Consider the following 18,916-nt stretch of genomic DNA (forward strand, 5'->3'; position numbering starts at 1 on the left):
CGTATGTCACGAGGCCCGCTGCTCGCGGTCATTTTTGTTCTCGTTCTCGCCGTTGCTCCCGCGAGCGCCGCAGCTGTCGACCTGTCGCCGGCACAGACGCAGGACGACACGATAACGCGGACGTTCACCGTCTTGCTGACGCCCGACGCGCCCGGCGAGGTCGACGTGGAGATGGCCTTCGACCTCCCGCCGGACGTGTCGCAGGTGACGACCCGCCTTCCCGATGGAACGACCGTTCGAGAGACGACCGGCTTCGAGCGGACGGCCGACGGCTACCGCTCCACGACCGATTCGCCGTCGCTCCGCTACACGCTCCCGGTCAACCGGACGAGCGCGCGCGGCTACGAGTACGCCGACACCGGGGAGTGGGCAATCGTACCGACGCCGCGTGTTGGCTTTGAGTATTCAACACGGAGCGAGGTATCCGTCGAGACCAACTACGACACCGACGGTCCGGGTGTCGCCGGTGAGACGATGCTGTATCTCGGTGAGCACACGACCTACGAGCGCACGACCGGCGGGACGCAGTTCCGCCTCGTCGTTCCCGCGTCCGGCGAGCTGCTCGCGAATCCGGAGGCGGTACTCGATACGCTCGCGGCCGGGACCGACGGTCTCGAACTCGGTGACGCCGCCGGCTCCCACGTCGCCATCGCCGCGCCGACGAGCGTGCAGTGGGGACCGTCGGGGCTCGCCCGCGGTTCCGCGGATTTCTGGGTGCGGGCGGGACTCCCCGTCAACGCGGCGAACAACGTCTGGCTCCACGAGTACGTCCACACCCGCCAGCCGACGGATACGACAGCGGCGATGCGCTGGTCAATCGAGGGTAGTGCGGACTACTACGCCACGCTGGAGACGCTCAGACAGGACCGCATCGAGTTTGCCGAGTTTCAGCAGTTCCTCGGCCGCGCGGCGAGATACGACGAAGCCACCCTCGCGGAGCCGAACACGTGGGCCGAGCCGTTCGTCCCGTACGTGAAGGGTCGACTCGTCGCCGGCGAACTCGACCGTCAGATTCGCGTCGCCTCCGACGGCTCCGCCACGCTCGCGACGGCCCTGAACGACATCGACGGGCAGGTGTCGCTGTCGGAGTTCTATTCGGCCGTCGAATCAGCCGGCAACGCGACCGTCCGCGCGAACGCCGAACGACTCATCGAGACGGCGTCGACGCCACGCCCGTGGTCCGCGCCAGAACACCGGGCGGCGTTCCAGCAGGACGTGGTGACGCCCACTGCGACGGCCACGCCGACCGCGGCAGTCACGGCGACTGCGACCCGGACGGCGACGCCGATGGCTACCGAGACTGTGACCCAGACACGGACGACGACCCCCGCGACGGAGCCACGGACCACTGAATCACCCGGCCAACCCGGATTCGGTGGCGCGGTGGCTGTCGGTGCGGTCGTCGCTGCCGGACTCCTCGCTCGCCGTCAGAAGTAGTCGGCCAGCGCCGGGGCGACCGAGACGGCGCTCGCGGGGCGCTCGATGGTGTCGGTGCCCCAGACGCCGGCGACGCCAGCGTCGGCCAGTTTCGAGCGCGCGTTCGCGGCGAACATCGGATGGAGGCAGGTGACGTACACCTCGCCCACGTCGCGCTCGTGGAGTTGGCCGATGGCGGCCGACATCGTGGAGCCGGTCGCGACGATATCGTCGACGAGCACGACCGTCCGGCCCGCCGGTTCCGTACCCGACGGCTCGACGGTCACGTCGCCGGTGTCGTACGAACGGGTCTTCTCGAAGTAGTCCGTGCTCCCGTCGCCGTACGCCTCACACACGGTTTCTGCCAGCCCGATTGCGCCCTCGTCGGGGGCGAGAAACAGCGGGTCATCGAGATCGGGGAGCGGTTCGGCCAACTGCGGTGCGGCATCGACCACGTCGAACGGTACGTCGAAGAACTCGCCAATCGCCGGCTCGTGCGGATTCACCGCGACGACGCGGTCCGTGCTCGCCGAGAGGGCGCGAGCGACCGCGCGCGCCGACACCGGCTCGCCGTCGCGGAACGACTTGTCCTGTCGCGCGTACCCCATGTACGGGAGGACGGTCACCACCTCGTCGAAGCTCTCCCGGGCGAGGTCCTGCAGTTGAAGCAGTTCGAGGTGTGCCTCGGCGGAGGTCGTCGCGGCGACGATGATGGCGCGGTCGCCGCCCGCGTCGGGCACTCGGAGCTTGAACTCACCGTCGGCGAAGTGTTCCGTCTCGACGACGGCGAGCGGTTCGTCCAGTTGGTCGGCGAGCGCGGCGGCGAGCGACTGTGAGGCCGACCCCGGCAGTATCATGTCCGACCGTGCCGCCCGCTCGCTAACAAGTGTTGTTCTTCGCCCCGCTTCTCGTTGGCTCGATGAGCTTCACGCGGTGACCGCCGACTGCCGATGACAACACCTCGGAAGCCCCTGCGCCGCTACGGTCGGTGCGACGGCTGCGCTCCTCGCTTCGCTGCGGTGCTTGCTCGTTCGCGCCGTCCCGTAGCGACGCAGCCCCTTCCATTCCCTCCCACCCTGGACTCTCCGGGTAGCCGTCGGTCGGCTACTCGGGTCGTGCAGTCGGGACTGCAAGCCGGCGTGCACCCGGAAGCCCGAGAACGCGCGAGCGCCACCCGTCGCCGGCGTCGGCGAGGAAGGTGCCGTCGACCGTGATGGCGTAGATGCCGTCGGCGGTGAGTGCGGCGTCGGCCACCTCGCCGGGCGCGTCGAGGTCGCGCCACTCGCCGTCGCGTTCGAGCACGTTCCCCGAATCGGTGACGGCGAGCAGTCGGCGCTCGCCGGTCACGACTGCGCGGAAGCCCCCGTCGCGAATCAGTTCCCAGTCTGGCCCGCGAAACAGCCCGTCGGCGGTCGCGGCGTACTTGCTGGACATGTCCCGCACCGCATCCAGGCCACGAGAGCGGCCGTCGAAGCCGACGACGCCCGACTCGGTAGCGACGACGCCGTCGCCGATTGCTGTCGGGTGCTCGACCTCGGCGAGTGTCGTCCATCCCCCGTCGTCGTAGCGGGCGAGCCGACCGTCGCCGGCAGCGACGATACCGCCCGAGAAGCCGACGACGGTCGCGCCCGGGAAGCCGAGGGCCTGATTCCCGTCGTCGGTGAGCTGTCGAATCTCGTCGGTCGCGGCGACGACGCGGCCGTCGTCCGTTGCTACGTCGGTCGCCGACTCGCGCACCGCCAGCCCGAACTCCCCCACGAGGTCGCCCGAGACCGAAACCCGGGCGAGGCCGGCATCGGTGGCGACGAAGGCGGGGCGGGCGGAGCCGCCGGCGTAGACGCGTTTCTCCTCCAGCGAGATGTCCTCGTCTGCGCTCATACCCGGCCTGTCACCGCTGCGGACAAAGCCGTGTCTCTTCGGACCGATACCGACTTTGGCGCGCCCGCGAAAGCAGTCGGCATGAAGGTCTTCGGGTCGAGCGGGGTCCGCGGCGTCGTCGGAGAAACCATCACGCCGGCGTTCGTCGGCCGCGTCGCCAAGGCCGCCGGCTCCACGCTCGGTGCCGAGACGGTCGCCGTTGCGCGTGACACCCGTCGCACGGGGGAGATGCTGGCCGACGCCGCCGCCGGTGGGTTGGCCGCCGTCGGCAGCGACGTGCACCGACTCGGCGTCGCGCCGACGCCCGCCGCGCAGGCGTACGCCGAACGCGAGGGCGTTCCCGTCGTGATGATAACCGCGAGTCACAACCCGCCCGCGTACAACGGCGTCAAGCTCGTCGGCCGCGACGGCATCGAACTGTCGCGCGACGCGCTCGAACGCATCGAGGACCGCCTGCTCGCCGACCGCTACGAGACGAAGGCGTGGGACGAGACGGGCGAGAGCGAGCGGGTCGAGAACACCCGCCGCGCGTACGTCGACCAACTGCTCGCCGCCGTCGACCGCGAACGAATCGCCGACGCCGACCTGACGGTCGCACTCGACCCCGGCCACGGTGCCGGCGCGCTCACCTCGCCCGAGTTCTTCCGCGAACTCGGCTGCCGGGTCGTCACCGTCAACGCCCAGCCGGACGGCCACTTCCCCGGCCGCGACCCCGAACCCGTCGCCGAGAACCTCGCCGACCTCGGCGCGCTCGTCCGGGCGACCGACGCCGACGTGGGGATCGCCCACGACGGTGACGCCGACCGCGCCATCTTCTATGATGAACACGGCGACTACATCGAGGGTGACGCTACGCTCGCCGCGCTCGCCGAGGCGCGACTCGATGCGGGCGACACCGCCGTCTCTGCGGTCAACGTCTCCCAGCGGCTCGTCGACGTGACGAATCGCGTCGGTGCCGACCTCGAACTCACGCCGATCGGCTCGACGTACATCATCACCCGCATCCGCGAACTCCAGAACGAGGGCGAGACCGTCCCCGTCGCCGGCGAGGGGAACGGGGGGATTCTGTTCCCGAACTACCGGCTCGCGCGCGACGGGGCCTACACCGCCGCCAGCTTCCTCGAACTGCTCGCCGACCAGCCCGCAAGCGCGGCGGTCGCCGACTACGGGGGCTACGTCAACGTCCGGCGCAACGTCGAGTACGACTCCGACGCCGAGCGCGAGGCACTACTCGCGGCCGTCGAGGAGTACGCCGCCGAGGCCGACGCCGAGCCGACCACGACCGACGGCTACCGACTCGACTACGGCGACGCGTGGGTGCTCGCGCGCCCCTCGGGAACGGAGCCGGTCGTCAGAATCTACGCCGAGGCGCGCGACCGCGACCGCGCCGAGTCGCTCGTCGAGGGGGTTCACGACCGTCTGCTCGCCGCGCTCGAGTAGTCTAACGGACTCAGGGTTCGGGCGTCGAATCGAGCGCTTCCTCGAGCGCCGCGCGCTCTGCCCGACACGCCTCCAACTGCGGTTCGACCTCGCCGGCTCGGAGGCGGTCGCGCTCGTCGTCGGTCAGCGTTTCGAGGGCCTCGGCCGCCTCGCGGAGCCGTTCGTAGTCGGTCTCGCTCGGGAGCGACCGCACCGCCCGCAGCGCGGCCAGCGTCTCCTCGTCGGCAAACCGGTTGCAGACGGCGATGTACTCCTTACACTCGTACTCCAGTTCGCCGGCTTCCGGCGGCGGGTACGCGACCGTCAGCGGGGAGGCGTCCAGATTCGCGAGATACGTCTGGTTCGTCGCCACGAACCGGTTCAAGTCGCCCGGATTGTCGACGTAGTGGCCCAGCTTCTCCGCGGAGTAGTCGGCGTACTCGAGCAGCTGCTTCACCGACTCCTCGCCGACCGGGTCGTCGGCGATGTACTCGCGCATCCGTGTCGGCGGGTCGCGAAACCCCACGAGCGGGTAGCTGTCGGCGCTCTCGATGACGCCGAACAGCTCGCGGGCCGACGCCTCCCGCTTGAGCCGCTCGAAGTCGGCGAGTACGCCTTCGTTGTACCGTTCGATGGGGTCGCGCAACTGCTCGACGGGCGCACCGAGGTCGGCGTCGCCGAGTTCGAGCAGTCGCTCGTCGGCCTCGATTTCCTCGTCCAGCGTGTCGAGACGGTCGCGGGCCGCACGGCGCGTCTCTCGTAGGAGTTCCTCGGCGGCCTCCCACTCCACGAGCAGGTCGGCGTACTCGCGGGCGGGGTCGAGCGCCTCGCGGGCGTTCTCGAAGTCGCTCGCCGAGAGCCGGTTCACGTGGACGGCGTCGTCGGCCGCCTCGAACGCCTCGTAGGCCGGCATCGACTCGTCTAACTCCTCGGTCGCCGAGGCGACGGCCTCCTGAAACTGGATGTACTCCTGGAAGCCGGTGCCGGTCGCGGACTCCTCGTTGTCCGCGAGCAGCCGGCGAAAGCGCCGGTATGCGCCGGTCGTCTGCCGGACGGCCGACTCCCCGCCCGCCTCTTCGACTGCCTCGCGCACGCGCTCGTACTCGTCCGCGGCCCGGCGGAGCGCGGCGCGCGTGTGTTCGGGGTCGGGGGCGTCACTCATCCGTCGCCGTACACCTCCTCGGGGTCGAAGACGCGCTCGCCGACCTCCTCCCCGTCGAGGGTTCGGTGGAAACAGGACTCGAAGCCGGTGTGACAGGCTCCGCCCTCCTGTTCGACCACGTACAGCAGAGTGTCGGCGTCGCAGTCGACGCGAATCTCCTCGACGGATTGGGTGTGGCCCGAACTCCCGCCTTTGTGCCAGAGTTCCTCGCGCGAGCGGGAGTAGTAGTGTGCCTCGCCCGTCTCGCGGGTGCGTTCGAGCGCCTCCTCGTTCACGTACGCGAGCATGAGGACGGTGCCGTCCGCGGCGGATTGGGCGACGGCGGGGACCAGTCCGTCCTCGTCGAACTCGACCGTCACGGATTCGCTCATACCGCGAGTGGGTCACCCCGCCGAATAGGTCTTTTCACCCGTGGCAACGTCTGACGAACGTTTATACGCGTGGAACAGGGAGTACCGATAAGCATGGGCAACAAGAACAAGACCATCTCCTTCCGGGTCAACGAGGACGCGTTCGAGACCCTGCGCGAGATTGCCGAACAGCGCGACATCTCGCTGTCGGCGGTGTTTCGCGACTACGTCGAGACGCTCGTTGCCCACGACGGACAGGTAGAGGTCGTTCCCGAACACGAAATCGGCGACACGGACGCCGACGAGGAGTCGTTCCCGCCGAAGGTCGAGGTGCCGAAGAGCTTCATCCGCGAACACGAGCGGCTGGAACTGGAAGCCGAGCACCTGCGTGAACAGCTCGACGAGTACAAGCGCTACGTGACGAAGCTCTCCCAGCAGCTGGAAGACGAGTCCGACGAGGAGGTCATCCAACTGGAGGACCTCGACGGCGAACAGGAAGACGAACCCTCCTTCCGGCTCGGCTAACTCCTCGCGTTCGATGGGTTGATATACGCCACCCAACTACCGGTAGGTCCGGAGTTGCGTACGCCCGACAGCGGCGCGAACCCCCTTCCTTCGAATGCAGATATCGCCGACGGCGACGGTATCGTATCTCCACCGGAAGATTCGTCTGCCGGGCGTCAGACGCGGCGCTGTCCGGCGATTTTCCGTTAGCGCGCCTCGATAGTGACACGACCGCTCGTCGCACTCCGGAGTCGGTCGCGGAGACCGGCGGCGTCGGCCACCGGCACCGACACCACGAACTGCACGTCCTCGCCGTAGTCGGCCTCGTACTCCACGTCCGCCGAGTCGAGGACGCCGCGAACCGTCCCGGAGTCGTCGTACGCGACGGTGGCGGCGAACCGCTCGTGTGGCTCGCGCTCCGTGGTGCCCGCCGCGTCGACCGCATCCTTGACGGCCTGTCCGTAGGCGCTGACCAGTCCGCCGACGCCGAGGTTCGTCCCGCCGTAGTATCGGGTCACGACGACGGCGACGTTCTCCAGTTCCTGCCCCTGTAAGACGTTCAGCGCCGGTTTACCCGCGCTGCCGGATGGCTCCCCGTCGTCGCTGCTGTACTCGCGAAACGGGTCCGCCCGGACGCGGTAGGCGGGGACGTTGTGGGTCGCGTCGCCGTACTCGCTCCGGACCTCCTCGATGAACGCTTCCGCGGCCTCGGCCGACTCGACCGGCCGGACGTGGCCGATGAACTCCGAGCCGCGCACCTCGAAGGAGGCCCGTGCCGCGCTCGCGACGGTCCGGTAGCTGTCCCGGTCGTCGCCCTCGCTCATTCGAGTTCGAGCTTCCGGACGAACTCCAGCGTCTGGATGTCGGTCACCAGTTCCCCGGGGAGGGGTTCGTCGGTGACGACGTAGAGCTTCGGCTCGTCGGTGAACTCGGGGTCCTCGGAGATGGTCTGTCGAATCGAGATATCGTGTTCGGCGATGGCGGTCGTGACGGCCGCGACGATGCCCGGCACCTCGGCGGTGTTCGGGTGGATGGTCAACACGGTCAAGCCGAGCACCGGCGCGAGGTCCATCAGCGAGGGAATCGCGGAGATGTTCCGGAAGACGCGTTCGAGTTCCGGGTCATCGAGGATGGCGTCGGTCGTCGCGTCGACCACCCGGCGGTCCACGCCCACCTCCCGCGCCAGCCCGGTGTTGGGGATTTCGATGCCCCCCGAGACCACCCGCCCGTCGGCGTTGACGGAGAAGCCGCGTTCGAGCAGCAGTCGCACGACTGCCCGCTGGCCGGGCGAGTCGGCGAACTTCGCCATGATTTCGTCGAACATACGTGGGCGTTGTGGCCTCGGGGTTTGGCTGTTCCGCTCGTCTGTCCGTTGGTGGCTTTTTGACTTCTCTAGACGCTCTGGTGTTTACCCTCGGAAAGCTCCGGGCGTGTCGTCTGGTGATTGGTCTGTTGGGACCAACTCGAAAGCCCCGGGCGTGTCGCGGTCTCCCCGTGACATATCGGTCACTCGCTTCGCTCGTTCCCGATAGTGGTCACGGAGCCGACCAAACACGCGCGACACGCCCGCCCCTTTCAGTCCACCCACACCGCCCACGAGCCTCCCCAACCGACTCACTCACTGCGTTCGTTCGTCCCTCGCGACGACGGGCGCGCACGAGGCGCGCCGGCTCACGCCACCGCATCGCTTGATTGGGCAACCGTGGCGGTGGCCTACCGCACCGCGCCTCTGGCGCGTGTGCGGTGTGGGGAAAGGTTGGTGCGGTCGCGGTGCTGGTCCCTAAGCCAAGCAACGAGAGTGGTCACGGTGCTGTCGAAGTCAGTGTAAACAACGCGGTCTCCGAGCCAAGCAACGAGAGCGGTGTCGGTGTTGAATCTGAATCTACCGGTGGTGCTGTAGAGACAATCGTAGCGACAACACCCAGAACTGCCATCAAAACCAGCACACCAACAACAACCACACCCTCACAGCAACGAATTAATACGAGGGCCAAACCCACAACGACCATGCGCGAGGTAGCCGGCTGTGACTTCTGTGGCGAACCGCCCACCGGAACGTTCGACGTGCTCCCGGCAAAGTACGACCCCGACGGCGACGGGAAACGCATGGTCCTGTGTTCTCACTGCCGGGACGCGCTCGCGTCCATCCTCGACCCGCTGCTCGACGCGAAGACCGCTACCGACGTGGAGCCGGGCCGCGAGGACGTTGCCACGCGCACTACCGAACCGTCCGATACTGCCCTCGACGGCGATCCGGAGCCGACGGTCCCGGACGCCGAAGAACGTACGCAACCGGAGTCGGATGCAGTCGACGCCGACACGGACACGGACGAAGCAGACGGCGATGAACTGGACAGCCAGGAGTCGGACGCGGCCGACGAGCAGGACCGAACGACCGTGCCGTCGGGCTACCGGAAGGTGGTCCGATTCTTGGATGGGCGCGAACTCCCGATTGCGCGCGCCGACGCCGTGGAGATGGCCGCCGGAGCCTACGACCTCGCCGAGTCGCAGGTCGAAGAGATTCTGGAGGAAGCGGACGCGCGCGGGCGACTCCGGGTCGCCGGCGACGAACTCCGCCGGCCCTAGAGCGTCCCCTTCGTCGAAGGAGTGTCCGTCCGGCGCTCGTCGTAGCGGGTGGCGTCGTCCAGCGCGCGGGCGACGGCTTTGAACAGCGCCTCGATTTCGTGGTGGGCGTTTCGCCCCTCGATTCCGGCGTGGAGGGTGACGTTCGCGTGCATCGCGAACGACTCGAAGAAGTGGCGGGCCATGTCGCTCGTGAACTCGCCGACCTGCTCCTGTGAGAAGTCGCCGTCCCACTCGAAGTAGGGGCGACCGGAGATGTCGAGCACGACGGAGCCGACGGCCTCGTCGAGCGGAACGCGACGGTCGGCGTACCGCACGATGCCGCGCTTGTCGCCGACGGCGTCGGCGAACGCCTCGCCGAGCGTGATGGCCACGTCCTCGACGGTGTGGTGGTCATCGATGTCGAGGTCGCCGTCACACCGGACGGTCACGTCGAACAGGCCGTGGGTGGCGACGGCCCGAAGCATGTGGTCGAAGAAGCCGATACCGGTGTCGATGGTGGCGTCGCCGTCGCCGTCGATGGCGACCGTCACCTCGATGTCCGTCTCGCCGGTGGTGCGGGTGACCGCCGCCGTTCGCTCGCTCATACGCGACGTTCCGCGGGCGACGGCATGACGGTTGTGGTGGTCGGCGGCGTCAGGGCGCGATAACCGTCCTGCCGACTAAGTGGCTGGAGACGTGGTGTCGTGGTATGCTTCAGGCAGTCGTCCCACGGGTCATGCGGCTGGCGGCGCGTACCACTCCGCAACTGCTGGCCTCATCCCCGGTGACGGCCGCCGCGGCCAGCGGACTCGTCTACGGCCTGCTCCGCGGGCGTCAGACCGACATCGCCGCTTCGAGCGTGAACTTTCCCTCATAGAGCGCGGTGCCGACGACGACCGCCGCCGCACCCACCTCGCGGAGCGTCCGGATGTCATCGAGCGTCGCGACGCCGCCGGAGGCGATGACCGGAATCTCGACCGCCTCGGTGACGGCCTCGATTGGCCCCCGGCGCACGCCCGTCAGTTGCCCTTCTACGTCCACGTCGGTGAAGAGGATGCCCGCCGCGCCCAACTCCTCGTAGCGTCCGGCCGCCTCTGCGGGGTCGAGTCCCGTCCCCTCGGTCCAGCCGTCGACGACGACCTCGCCGTCCTTGGCGTCCAGGCTCACGATGACGCTGTCGGCGTACATCTCCGAGATGCGCGTGACGATGTCGGGGTCTTCGACGGCGGCGGTACCGAGAATGACGCGGTCGACGCCCAGCGAGAGTAAGTCGCCCGCGTCCGAGGCGGTGCGAATCCCGCCGCCGACCTGCACCGGCACGTCGACGGCCTCGACGATGGCCTCGACCGCGTCGGCGTTGACACGCTCGCCCTCGAAGGCCCCGTCGAGGTCGACCAGATGGAGGATTTCCGCGCCGGCGTCGACCCAGCGTTCGGCCGCCTCGACCGGATCACCGTACTGGGTACCGGTGTCGCGCTCGCCACCGACCAGCTGGACCACCTCGCCGTCCTGCATATCGACGGCGGGGATGACGGAGAAGGAATCGTACATATCCGGCGGTTGCTCGCTCGGGGGGTAAATCCGCCGGTTCCGACGAACCCCGGAGATTAAACCCCGACTTCGCGATATGTTATATATGATATCGCCACTGCTTATTCTTGGCTTGGTCGTCGCGGCGTTCGTCGGCTTCAACATCGGTGGGTCGTCGACGGGCGTCGCGTTCGGACCAGCAGTCGGCAGCGACATTATCAGCAAAGGCGGTGCGGCCGCGCTGATGACCGTCTTCGCCTTCGCCGGCGGCTGGTTTTCCGGCCGCAACGTCATCCAGACGATGGGCGGTGAAATCGTCCCGGCGAGCTACTTCACGCTGATTGCGAGCGTCACTATCCTGCTGTTCGTCGGCCTGGCGCTGCTCATCTCGAATCTGTTCGGCGTGCCCGCCTCGACCTCGATGACTGCCGTCGGCGCGATCGCCGGGATGGGACTGGCAGAACGCGCGCTCCAGTGGGCGGTGATGGGCCAGATTATGGTGTGGTGGCTCGTCGCCCCGCTGCTCGGCTTCTGGGTCTGTACGATGATTGGTCGCTACTTCTACCCGTATCTGGACTCGTGGTTCGCACTGGAGGAGGCCACCGGGCTGAAGCGGATGGTCACCCGGTTTCTCGTCGTCGCCATCGGCTGTTACATGGCCTACTCGGCGGGGGCGTCGAACGTCGCGAACGCGGTCGCACCCCTCGTCGCCGGCGGCACCGGTCAACTGACGGCGAGTCAGGGTGTCTTCCTCGCCGGTGGTGCCATCGCCGTCGGCGCGTTCACCATCGCTCGACGCACGCTCGACACAGTCGGGACGGGGCTGACCGACCTGCCGCTGCTCGCTGCGCTCATCGTCGAGGCGGTGTCGGCGACGCTCATCACGTTCCTCTCCGAGCTGGGGATTCCCGCCTCGCTCGCCGTCTCCGCGACGATGTGTATCATCGGGCTCGGCTGGGGGCGTGCCACCCGGACGAGCCGGCTCGTCGACGTGGCGACGACGGCGATGGGCGGCAACACCTCCGAGACGGTCCAGCCCGGCGTCGACTCGCTCAACACCGACGACGATGAGATTCGGCCAATCGGCGAGGAGGAAACCGAGGAGCTGTCGGCGAACGACCTCTTTGACCCCGCGGCGACGGGCCGGGTCATCACGCTCTGGCTGGCGACGCCGACGCTGGCCGCAGTCGGCTCTTTCGTCGTGTTCGCGGTCGTCTTCCCGGTCGTGTTGGGGTGAGGGTCATCGAAAAGGCGACCTTTAACAATAGCCGGATACAACATAGCTGTTGATGCCAACTGTAGAATACCTCAACTACGAAGTGCTCGACGACCACGGCTGGTCGATGGACGACGACAACCTCTTCGAGGAGGCGGCTAGCGCCGGTCTCGACGACGAGGACCACGGCGAGCTTGAGGTGAACGAGGGCGAGTACATCCTTGAGGCGGCCGAGGCACAGGGCTACGACTGGCCCTTCTCGTGTCGCGCCGGTGCGTGTGCAAACTGCGCGTCGATTGCCGTCGAGGGCGACATCGACATGGACATGCAGCAGATCCTCTCGGACGAGGAGGTCGAAGAGAAGGACGTCCGACTCACCTGCATCGGTTCGCCCGCGACCGACGAGGTCAAAATCGTCTACAACGCGAAGCACCTCGATTACCTCCAGAACCGCGTCATCTGACTCGCACGGTCGACGCTTCGTTCTGCTCGTTTCTTTCTTTCACCCCCCAGCACCCGCAGTGTCGTCTGGCCGCGAAGACGTGACGCGATAGGGACTGTTTTACCCACCCCATGGGGATGGACACGGGATGAGGCTGTACCGCGTCGTCTCGCTCATCTTCGGCTGGCAGCTCGCGGCGAGCATCTGTTATTACGCCGTCTTCGCCGCGACGCCCTTCTTCCGCGACGAGTTCGGACTCTCCGGTGCGGCAATCGGGTTCGTCGTGACGGCACTGACACTCGGGTACGCCGTGTTTCTGTTACCGCTCGGGGTGGTCACCGACCGCTACGGCGAGCGGCGGACTCTCACGCTCGGGCTGTGCGGGCTTGCGGTCGGCACCGTCCTCGTCGCCGTCTCGTGGTCGTACCTCTCGCTTTTACTCGCCGTCTTCCTGCTCGGCTCCGTCTACGGGACGGCGATGCCGGGGACGAACAAGGCCATCTTCGACAACACGCCCGTCGACCGCCAGAACCTCGCCGTCGGCATCAAACAGGTGGGCGTGACGGCCGGCAGCGGGGCGAGCGCGCTCATCGTCACCGGACTCACGGGCAGCGTCGTGTGGTACGTCGCCGGCAGCCGACTCACGTGGGAGGTGAGCTTCCTGCTCGTGGGTGCACTCGGAGCCGTCGTCGCGGCGGCGTTCTGGCTCCTCTACCGGCCCGCGAGCACGAGCGACGAGGCGAGCATTCCGGAGTTCCGGACGCTGCTCTCGAACCGCCCCTATCGCGCACTCACGGCCGCCGGTGTCTGTATCGGGACGGGCGTGTTCACGACGACCGGCTACACCGTCCTGTACATCGACGAGTCGGTCGGCGCGACCGTCGCCTACGGCGGCGTGGTGCTCGCCGGCCTCCAACTGTCGGGGAGTGTCGGCAGAGTGGTGACCGGCTGGCTGAGCGACACCGTGCCGGGTGAGCCACGCCGCGCAATCGGGGCGATTCTGCTGGTGCAGTGTCTCGCCAGCGGGCTGTTGTTCGCCCTCGTCGCCGTGACCGAGGGCGTGCTCCTGTCGACCGGCGCGCTGCTCGCGCTCGGCTTCTTCGCGCTCGGCTCGACCGGCGTCTACTACTCCTGTATGGCGACGCTCGTTCCCGTCGAACAGATGGGCGGGGCGACCGGCGGGGGACAGCTGGCGCTCACCACCGGGGCGCTCGTCGCGCCGCCGGCGTTCGGCTATCTCGCCGACACCGTCGGCTACCGGAGCAGTTGGCTGTTGCTCGCTGGCATCTCACTCCTTGGCGTGGTGTTCGTCGGCCGCGTCATCCAGCTGTCGCCGCCGAAGCGAGAACAGCCACTGGATTAATCTTAATGACCGGTGGCGGTGAACCGGCGAGCGTGTACCACGTGCTACTCGCTATCGACGGTGACGAGGACCGACTCGAACGACAGCTCGACACGCTCGATTCACTCCCCGGCCGCGAGGAGATTCGTGCGACCGTGCTGTACGTCCACGAAGAGGTAGACGTGCCGGGTGGGCCGGCGACCGTCATCGAGGCTATCAACCGCGAACTGGACGAACTGCAGGGCGTTCCGGACGTGGTGTACGACGCCGTCGACGCGCTCGACGAGATGGGTATCGAAACCGAGACGGCGGCGCAGGTCGGCAAGCCGGCAGAGCGCATCCTCGATGCCGCAGACGAACTCGACGTGGACGTCATCCTCATCGCCGGACGGAATCGCAGCCCGGCCGGGAAGGCCATCTTCGGGAGCGTCACACAGGGTGTCATCATCGACAGCGACCGACCGGTGCTCGTGGCTTCCTGATTTTCACGTTTCTAATCGTTCATTAACATTCGTTCGATATATTGGCCCTTTTTCGTGTGAACGACAGTGTTAAACATTCCCTTGCCAAGAACTACACACATGTCTGAAGACGGGATTAGCCGACGCGACATGGTGAAAGGCGCAGCAACTACGATGGGAGTCATCACGATGGCGGGCTGTAGCAGTGGTGGCGGTGGCGACGGCGAGAACTATCAGGTGACGATTGCGGGTACGTCCTCGGGCAGTTCGACCCAGCAGGCCGGGCAGGCACTCGCGCGTGCGGCAAGCCAGCACAGCGACTCGCTGAACATCTCCGTGCAGGTCACGGACGGCTGGACGGCGAACCTCTACGAGTACGACAGCGACAACATCTCCGCGATGGGCGTCGACAACAACTCCCTCTCGAAGGCGATGAACGACGAGGGCCCGTTCGCGGAGGAGCCGGTCGACTCGCTCCCGATGCAGGGGTTCGTCTTCACGAACCTGGAAATCTACTGGGTCGCGACCGAAGACTCCGGCATCGAGTCGACGGCCGACCTCGCCGAGGGTGGCTACACCATCTACCCGATTCAGCCGGGCTTCGGGACGCGACTCCTCACCGAGGAGGTCATCCGCGAGGCGGGGCTGTGGGAGCCGAACGAGATTCTCAACGTCGGCACGAGCGACATCGCCGGCGCAGTCGAGGAGGGCCGCGTCGACGCCCTCGCCATCTACGGCGCGAACGGCGTCGCGCTCTCCAGTTGGGTCCAGGAGGTCGACGTTCGCTCCGGCGGCGGACTCAACGTCATCGAGGTCGACGACAACTTCGAGCAGGCAATCGACAACGTCGGGGGCGCAATCAAGAAGTCCGGGCTGGAGCCGTACGGCTGGGAGCAGGACGTGACGAGCATCACCGACACCACGACCGCGTGGGTGCTCGCCGGTCAGTGGGCCTTCGGTCCGGACGTGCCCGCGGGCGCGACCCAGGAAATCGCCCGCATCTCCAGTGAACACTGGGAGTCCATCCAGGAGTCCGACCCGACGGCGCTCGACCACTCCGACCCCGAGTCGATGACGACGGCCGTCATCCCCGAACTGGAGATTCACCCCGGCGTCGCAGACTTCTTCGAGCAGGAGGGCGTCTGGAACGACGAGTGGACCCGCGGCGAGACCAACGAGTAACGCCCGGGCGTCGAAGCACTAAACAATCTCAACTTACATGAACGAACATGCACATTACGAATAGGTCGACGTGTAGCGGCCACGTACCGGCGGGTGGACGATGAGCGGACCGGAAGAGCAGGTAGCCGACGCGGATATCGGCTTCGAGCGCGAGCAGCCGGGCGACGCGGAGCTCGTCTCGCTGCGGAACGTGCTCATCATCTGCTCCGTCGTCTTCTGGCTCGGCATCATGTGGTACGCGTACGCCCTGCCGATGTCGCGCGCGCTGCTTGCCGTGTTGTTCCTCGGCGCGATCTTGGAGATGTACATTCTGACGGAGCTGATGGCGATGGGTGGTGGCGGTCGCGGCCACCTCGTCCCGGAGTTGAAACAGGCGTTCGGGCCGGGGAATCGGCTCCACGCGACCCTGTTGACGCTTTCCGCCGTCGACATCCTCATCACCACCGTCTACATCGGCTGGAACTTCCAGGCGCTGTACGTTGAGCGAGCCGGCCGCGCGCTCCCACACGAGTACGTGATGGCGGCGGTGTTCTCGCTCGTGATGATTTATCTGACGTGGCGCTCGTTCGGCCGGACGTTCCTCGCGGTGGTCCTCATCGGCTTCGCGTACGGTCGCTTCGGTGCGTTCGCGCCCGGTCCCCTGCAACACGGCGGGCTCGGCGTCGACCGCATCCTCCGGACCGTCGTCATCAGCGTCGACGGGTTCTACGGCTTCCTGACGCAGCTCGTCGCCGCGTGGATTGCGCTGTTCCTGCTGTACGCCGGTCTGTTGAAGGCGTACGGCGCGTTCGATCTCATCATGCGGCTGGCGTTCCGGTCGGCGAAGTACATCGACTCGGGTATCGCCCAGACCGCCGTCCTGTCGTCTGCGGTCATCGGCTCCGTCAACGGAAGCCAGACCGCAAACGCCGGGATGACCGGCTCGTTCACGATTCCGCTGATGAAACGCTACGGGGTGAAACCCGAGACGGCGGGCGGTATCGAGGCGGTCGCGTCGACGGCCGGACAGGTGCTCCCGCCGGTGATGGGTGCCGGTGCGTTCATCATGGCGTCGCTCATCCCCGGTATCACCTACGTCGACGTCATCGTCGCCGGGCTGATTCCGGCGGCCATCCTCTCGTTGACGATTTTCGTCGCGGTGCATTACGTCGCCGCGCCGCAGCTGGACAACACCAGCGCCGAATCGCTGCTCGGTGACAAGCTCCCCCGCAGCGAGTTCGCCTCCGAGAGTCTGAAGTACGGCATCCCGCTCGCGGTGCTCATCTACAAGCTGGGCATCCAACAGGTGACCGTCGGGACCGCGGCGCTGTGGACGACGGCCGCCATGCTGTTGACCGGGATTCTGTTTCCAATCGTTCACGCCGCCGCCGGCACGAACGAGGAGTCCCCCGTCGGAGCGCTCAAGCGAACCCTCTGGGAGACCCTCGACGGCTGTCGTGAGGGTGTCGTCGTGCTCGCGCCGGTCGCGATTATCCTCGCGGCCATCAACGGCGTGGTCGACATCCTCACCGCGACGGGTGTGCCGACGGCGATCTCGCTCACGCTGCTCGACCTCTCGGGTGGCGTGTTGATCGTCGCGGCCATCCTCTCGATGATCATCTGTATCGTCCTCGGACTGGGAATGCCGACGACGGCCTCCTACACCATCGTCGCGCTGCTGGTCGCGCCGACGCTCATCAGTCAGTTCTTCCTGCCGGAGCTGGCGAGTCACTTCTTCGTCTTCTACGCCGCGATTCTCGCCGGCCTGACGCCACCGATTGCGACCTGTGTCGCCGTGGCGTGTGGTATCGCGGGCGCGGACTTCTGGCGCAGCTGTGTGGAGGCGATCAAAATCTCCGCGCCGCTGTTCGTGTTGCCGTTCGTCTTCGTCTACCACCCGGATATCGTCTCGGCTGAACTCAACATGGCGACGGCACAGATCGGCATCCTCGCGATGCTCGGTGCGGTGGCCATCATCCACGGCATCAACTTCCCGTTCCGCTTCGATTCGCGGGTACAGGTACTCGGTGCTCGCGTCGTCTTCTTCGTCGGCGGAGTCATCACGATGGTCTACCCGACGTTCCTGATTCAGGCCGGCGCAGTCGGCGTCCTCGCGATTCTGTACGGGTCACAGGTCGCGACCGGGCAGGCGAGTCTCCGCCCGGCGGAAGTCGAAGGCTAACCCGGCTTCTTCTCCTCTCTGCGTCGCACGCCGTCGAGCCGCGGCTGTCCCACAGCTACGGTGACGAGTAGAGCTATGTTCAGCTGTCGTGTACGGTGGGCCGTATGCTACCTTGGTTCGTGACTTCGCGACCCGGTAACCGTTCGCCGCGACGGCTCGGGGGGCTGTGATGACTGGACTCAAAGACGTCACGCTCCGTGAGGGCGCACAGATGCCGGGGCTGGACATCGGCGACGAGCAGGGCCGCGCCGTCATCGAGGCGCTCGCGTCGCTCGGACTCGGTCGAGTCGAGCTTTCATTCCCCAGGGCGACGCCGCGCGAGTCGTGGTATCGAGCCGCCGAGCGCCACGGGCTGGAGACCGCGGCGCTCGCGCGGTCGATTCCGGCCGACGTCGAGGCCGCCCTCGCGGTCGAGCCGGACGAAATCGAGATCATCATCACGACCTCCGAGCTCCAACTGGAGCACGCGCTCGGGAAATCACGGCAGGCGGCCGAGACGATGATGCGCGACGCCGTCGAACTGGCTGTCGACGGTGGCGTCCGGGCCGGAGTCACGCTGATGGATGCGGTTCGCGCCGACGGAGACGTGCTCGATAGCTACGCCGAGACCGCCGTCGAGGCGGGGGCGAGCCACGTCACCGTCGCAGACACGACCGGGGCGGGCGACCCGAGCAGCGTCGCCGAGACGGTTCGGGGCGTGGTCGAGACCGTCGGCAGCGAGGCGGGCGTGACAATTCACCCCCACGATGACATGGACGTCGGGGCGGCGAACGCCAAGGCGGGCGTCGAGGCCGGCGCGGACAGCGTCGACGCCACCGTCGGCGGTCTCGGTGAGCGGGCGGGAAACGCCCCACTGGAGGCCGTCGCGGTTCTGCTGGCGGAACACGGCGAGCCGTTCGACATCGACCACGCGAAGCTGACGCCCGTCTGTCGCCGGGTCCACGAGCTACTCGACGTGCCACTCGACCCCACCACGCCCGTCATCGGGGAGGCGGTCCACCGCCACGAGAGCGGTCTCCACACCGCGGCGATGCTCAGTGACCCGGCCGCCTACGAGGGGTTCGACCCGACGCGCTACGGGGCCGACCGACACCTCCTCTTCGGCCGCGGAACCGGGAGCGGTGCCGTTCGGACGCTGCTCACCGATGCCGGTATCGAGCCGACCGAGGACAGAGTCACTCGCGCGCTCACCGTGATTCACGAGACCGCTACGGACCGCGGGGAACCGCTCTCCGAGCAGGAAGCCCGCGACATCGTCCGCGAGCGCGTCGAGTGACGGCCCACGGGG

19 protein-coding genes are annotated in these 18,916 nt (G+C 67.3%); 11 read left to right on the forward strand and 8 right to left on the reverse strand.

Going from position 1 to position 18,916, the window contains the following annotated elements; translation table 11 throughout:
- Positions 1-3: 3 nt before the first annotated feature.
- Complete coding sequence (locus DM818_RS07600) at positions 4-1,437, forward strand: PGF-CTERM sorting domain-containing protein (RefSeq protein WP_075937330.1); 1,434 nt, start codon at positions 4-6, stop codon at positions 1,435-1,437.
- Here the strand turns inward: DM818_RS07600 and prs are convergent.
- Together prs and DM818_RS07610 are read right to left on the reverse strand one after the other, a co-directional pair.
- Positions 1,428-2,273, reverse strand: a complete 846-nt coding sequence (gene prs, locus DM818_RS07605; protein ID WP_075937329.1) for a ribose-phosphate diphosphokinase — start codon at positions 2,271-2,273, stop codon at positions 1,428-1,430. The genes DM818_RS07600 and prs overlap by 10 nt on opposite strands.
- Positions 2,274-2,520: 247 nt before the next feature.
- On the reverse strand, positions 2,521-3,294 hold the full coding sequence (locus DM818_RS07610; RefSeq protein WP_075937328.1) for an HVO_0234 family beta-propeller protein: 774 nt from the start codon (positions 3,292-3,294) through the stop codon (positions 2,521-2,523).
- Positions 3,295-3,375: 81 nt separating this feature from the next.
- On the opposite strand from DM818_RS07610, the gene glmM reads away from it, so the two are divergent.
- Positions 3,376-4,734 carry a phosphoglucosamine mutase gene (gene glmM / locus DM818_RS07615; RefSeq protein WP_075937327.1) on the forward strand — a complete coding sequence of 453 codons (1,359 nt, stop codon included), beginning with the start codon at positions 3,376-3,378 and terminating at the stop codon, positions 4,732-4,734.
- A 10-nt stretch (positions 4,735-4,744) separates the two neighbouring features.
- Here the strand turns inward: glmM and DM818_RS07620 are convergent, their stop codons facing one another.
- Both DM818_RS07620 and hisI read right to left on the reverse strand, forming a co-directional pair.
- Complete coding sequence (locus tag DM818_RS07620; protein WP_075937326.1) at positions 4,745-5,875, reverse strand: DUF7118 family protein; 1,131 nt, start codon at positions 5,873-5,875, stop codon at positions 4,745-4,747.
- Positions 5,872-6,246 (reverse strand): phosphoribosyl-AMP cyclohydrolase, encoded by a 375-nt coding sequence (gene hisI, locus DM818_RS07625; protein ID WP_123124506.1) that lies wholly within the window; start codon positions 6,244-6,246, stop codon positions 5,872-5,874. Before hisI ends, DM818_RS07620 begins: the two co-directional genes overlap by 4 nt.
- Positions 6,247-6,339: 93 nt before the next feature.
- Here hisI and DM818_RS07630 point away from each other — a divergent pair, with 93 nt between their 5' ends.
- Positions 6,340-6,750, forward strand: a complete 411-nt coding sequence (locus DM818_RS07630) for a ribbon-helix-helix protein, CopG family (RefSeq protein WP_075937324.1) — start codon at positions 6,340-6,342, stop codon at positions 6,748-6,750.
- A 185-nt stretch (positions 6,751-6,935) separates the two neighbouring features.
- On the opposite strand, the gene DM818_RS07635 is transcribed toward DM818_RS07630, so the two are convergent.
- Entirely contained in the window at positions 6,936-7,553 is a 618-nt protein-coding gene (locus tag DM818_RS07635; protein WP_075937323.1) for an IMPACT family protein, read from the reverse strand.
- Entirely contained in the window at positions 7,550-8,053 is a 504-nt protein-coding gene (locus tag DM818_RS07640) for an amino acid-binding protein (RefSeq protein WP_075937322.1), read from the reverse strand. Before DM818_RS07640 ends, DM818_RS07635 begins: the two co-directional genes overlap by 4 nt.
- Positions 8,054-8,736: 683 nt before the next feature.
- Here DM818_RS07640 and DM818_RS07645 point away from each other — a divergent pair.
- Positions 8,737-9,315 carry a hypothetical protein gene (locus DM818_RS07645; RefSeq protein WP_123124505.1) on the forward strand — a complete coding sequence of 193 codons (579 nt, stop codon included), beginning with the start codon at positions 8,737-8,739 and terminating at the stop codon, positions 9,313-9,315.
- Here DM818_RS07645 and hisB read toward each other — a convergent pair.
- Both hisB and hisA read right to left on the reverse strand, forming a co-directional pair.
- Entirely contained in the window at positions 9,312-9,899 is a 588-nt protein-coding gene (hisB, locus tag DM818_RS07650) for an imidazoleglycerol-phosphate dehydratase HisB (RefSeq protein WP_075937320.1), read from the reverse strand. The two genes, DM818_RS07645 and hisB, sit on opposite strands and share 4 nt — an antisense overlap.
- 229 nt (positions 9,900-10,128) lie before the next feature.
- On the reverse strand, positions 10,129-10,845 hold the full coding sequence (gene hisA / locus DM818_RS07655) for a 1-(5-phosphoribosyl)-5-[(5-phosphoribosylamino)methylideneamino]imidazole-4-carboxamide isomerase (RefSeq protein ID WP_075937319.1): 717 nt from the start codon (positions 10,843-10,845) through the stop codon (positions 10,129-10,131).
- A gap of 85 nt (positions 10,846-10,930) precedes the next feature.
- Here hisA and DM818_RS07660 point away from each other — a divergent pair, with 85 nt between their 5' ends.
- The 7 genes from DM818_RS07660 (at position 10,931) to DM818_RS07690 (ending at position 18,904) form a co-directional block, all read left to right on the forward strand.
- Positions 10,931-12,061, forward strand: coding sequence for an inorganic phosphate transporter (locus DM818_RS07660; RefSeq protein WP_123124504.1), 1,131 nt, complete (start codon positions 10,931-10,933; stop codon positions 12,059-12,061).
- Between the two features lie 52 nt (positions 12,062-12,113).
- The gene (gene fer, locus DM818_RS07665) at positions 12,114-12,503 is read left to right on the forward strand and encodes a ferredoxin Fer (protein WP_075937317.1); all 390 of its coding nucleotides are present in this window, start codon (positions 12,114-12,116) and stop codon (positions 12,501-12,503) included.
- A gap of 127 nt (positions 12,504-12,630) precedes the next feature.
- Complete coding sequence (locus tag DM818_RS07670; protein WP_075937316.1) at positions 12,631-13,845, forward strand: MFS transporter; 1,215 nt, start codon at positions 12,631-12,633, stop codon at positions 13,843-13,845.
- Between the two features lie 41 nt (positions 13,846-13,886).
- Positions 13,887-14,306, forward strand: coding sequence for a universal stress protein (locus tag DM818_RS07675; protein WP_172977298.1), 420 nt, complete (start codon positions 13,887-13,889; stop codon positions 14,304-14,306).
- Positions 14,307-14,438: 132 nt separating this feature from the next.
- Positions 14,439-15,467, forward strand: coding sequence for a TAXI family TRAP transporter solute-binding subunit (locus tag DM818_RS07680; protein WP_075938425.1), 1,029 nt, complete (start codon positions 14,439-14,441; stop codon positions 15,465-15,467).
- A gap of 100 nt (positions 15,468-15,567) precedes the next feature.
- On the forward strand, positions 15,568-17,628 hold the full coding sequence (locus DM818_RS07685) for a TRAP transporter permease (protein ID WP_123124502.1): 2,061 nt from the start codon (positions 15,568-15,570) through the stop codon (positions 17,626-17,628).
- A gap of 169 nt (positions 17,629-17,797) precedes the next feature.
- Positions 17,798-18,904, forward strand: a complete 1,107-nt coding sequence (locus tag DM818_RS07690) for a LeuA family protein (RefSeq protein WP_123124501.1) — start codon at positions 17,798-17,800, stop codon at positions 18,902-18,904.
- The last annotated feature ends 12 nt before the right edge of the window (positions 18,905-18,916 follow it).

This window comes from Halosegnis longus (genome assembly GCF_009663395.1).
In the GTDB taxonomy this organism is placed as follows: Archaea; Halobacteriota; Halobacteria; order Halobacteriales; family Haloarculaceae; genus Halosegnis; species Halosegnis longus.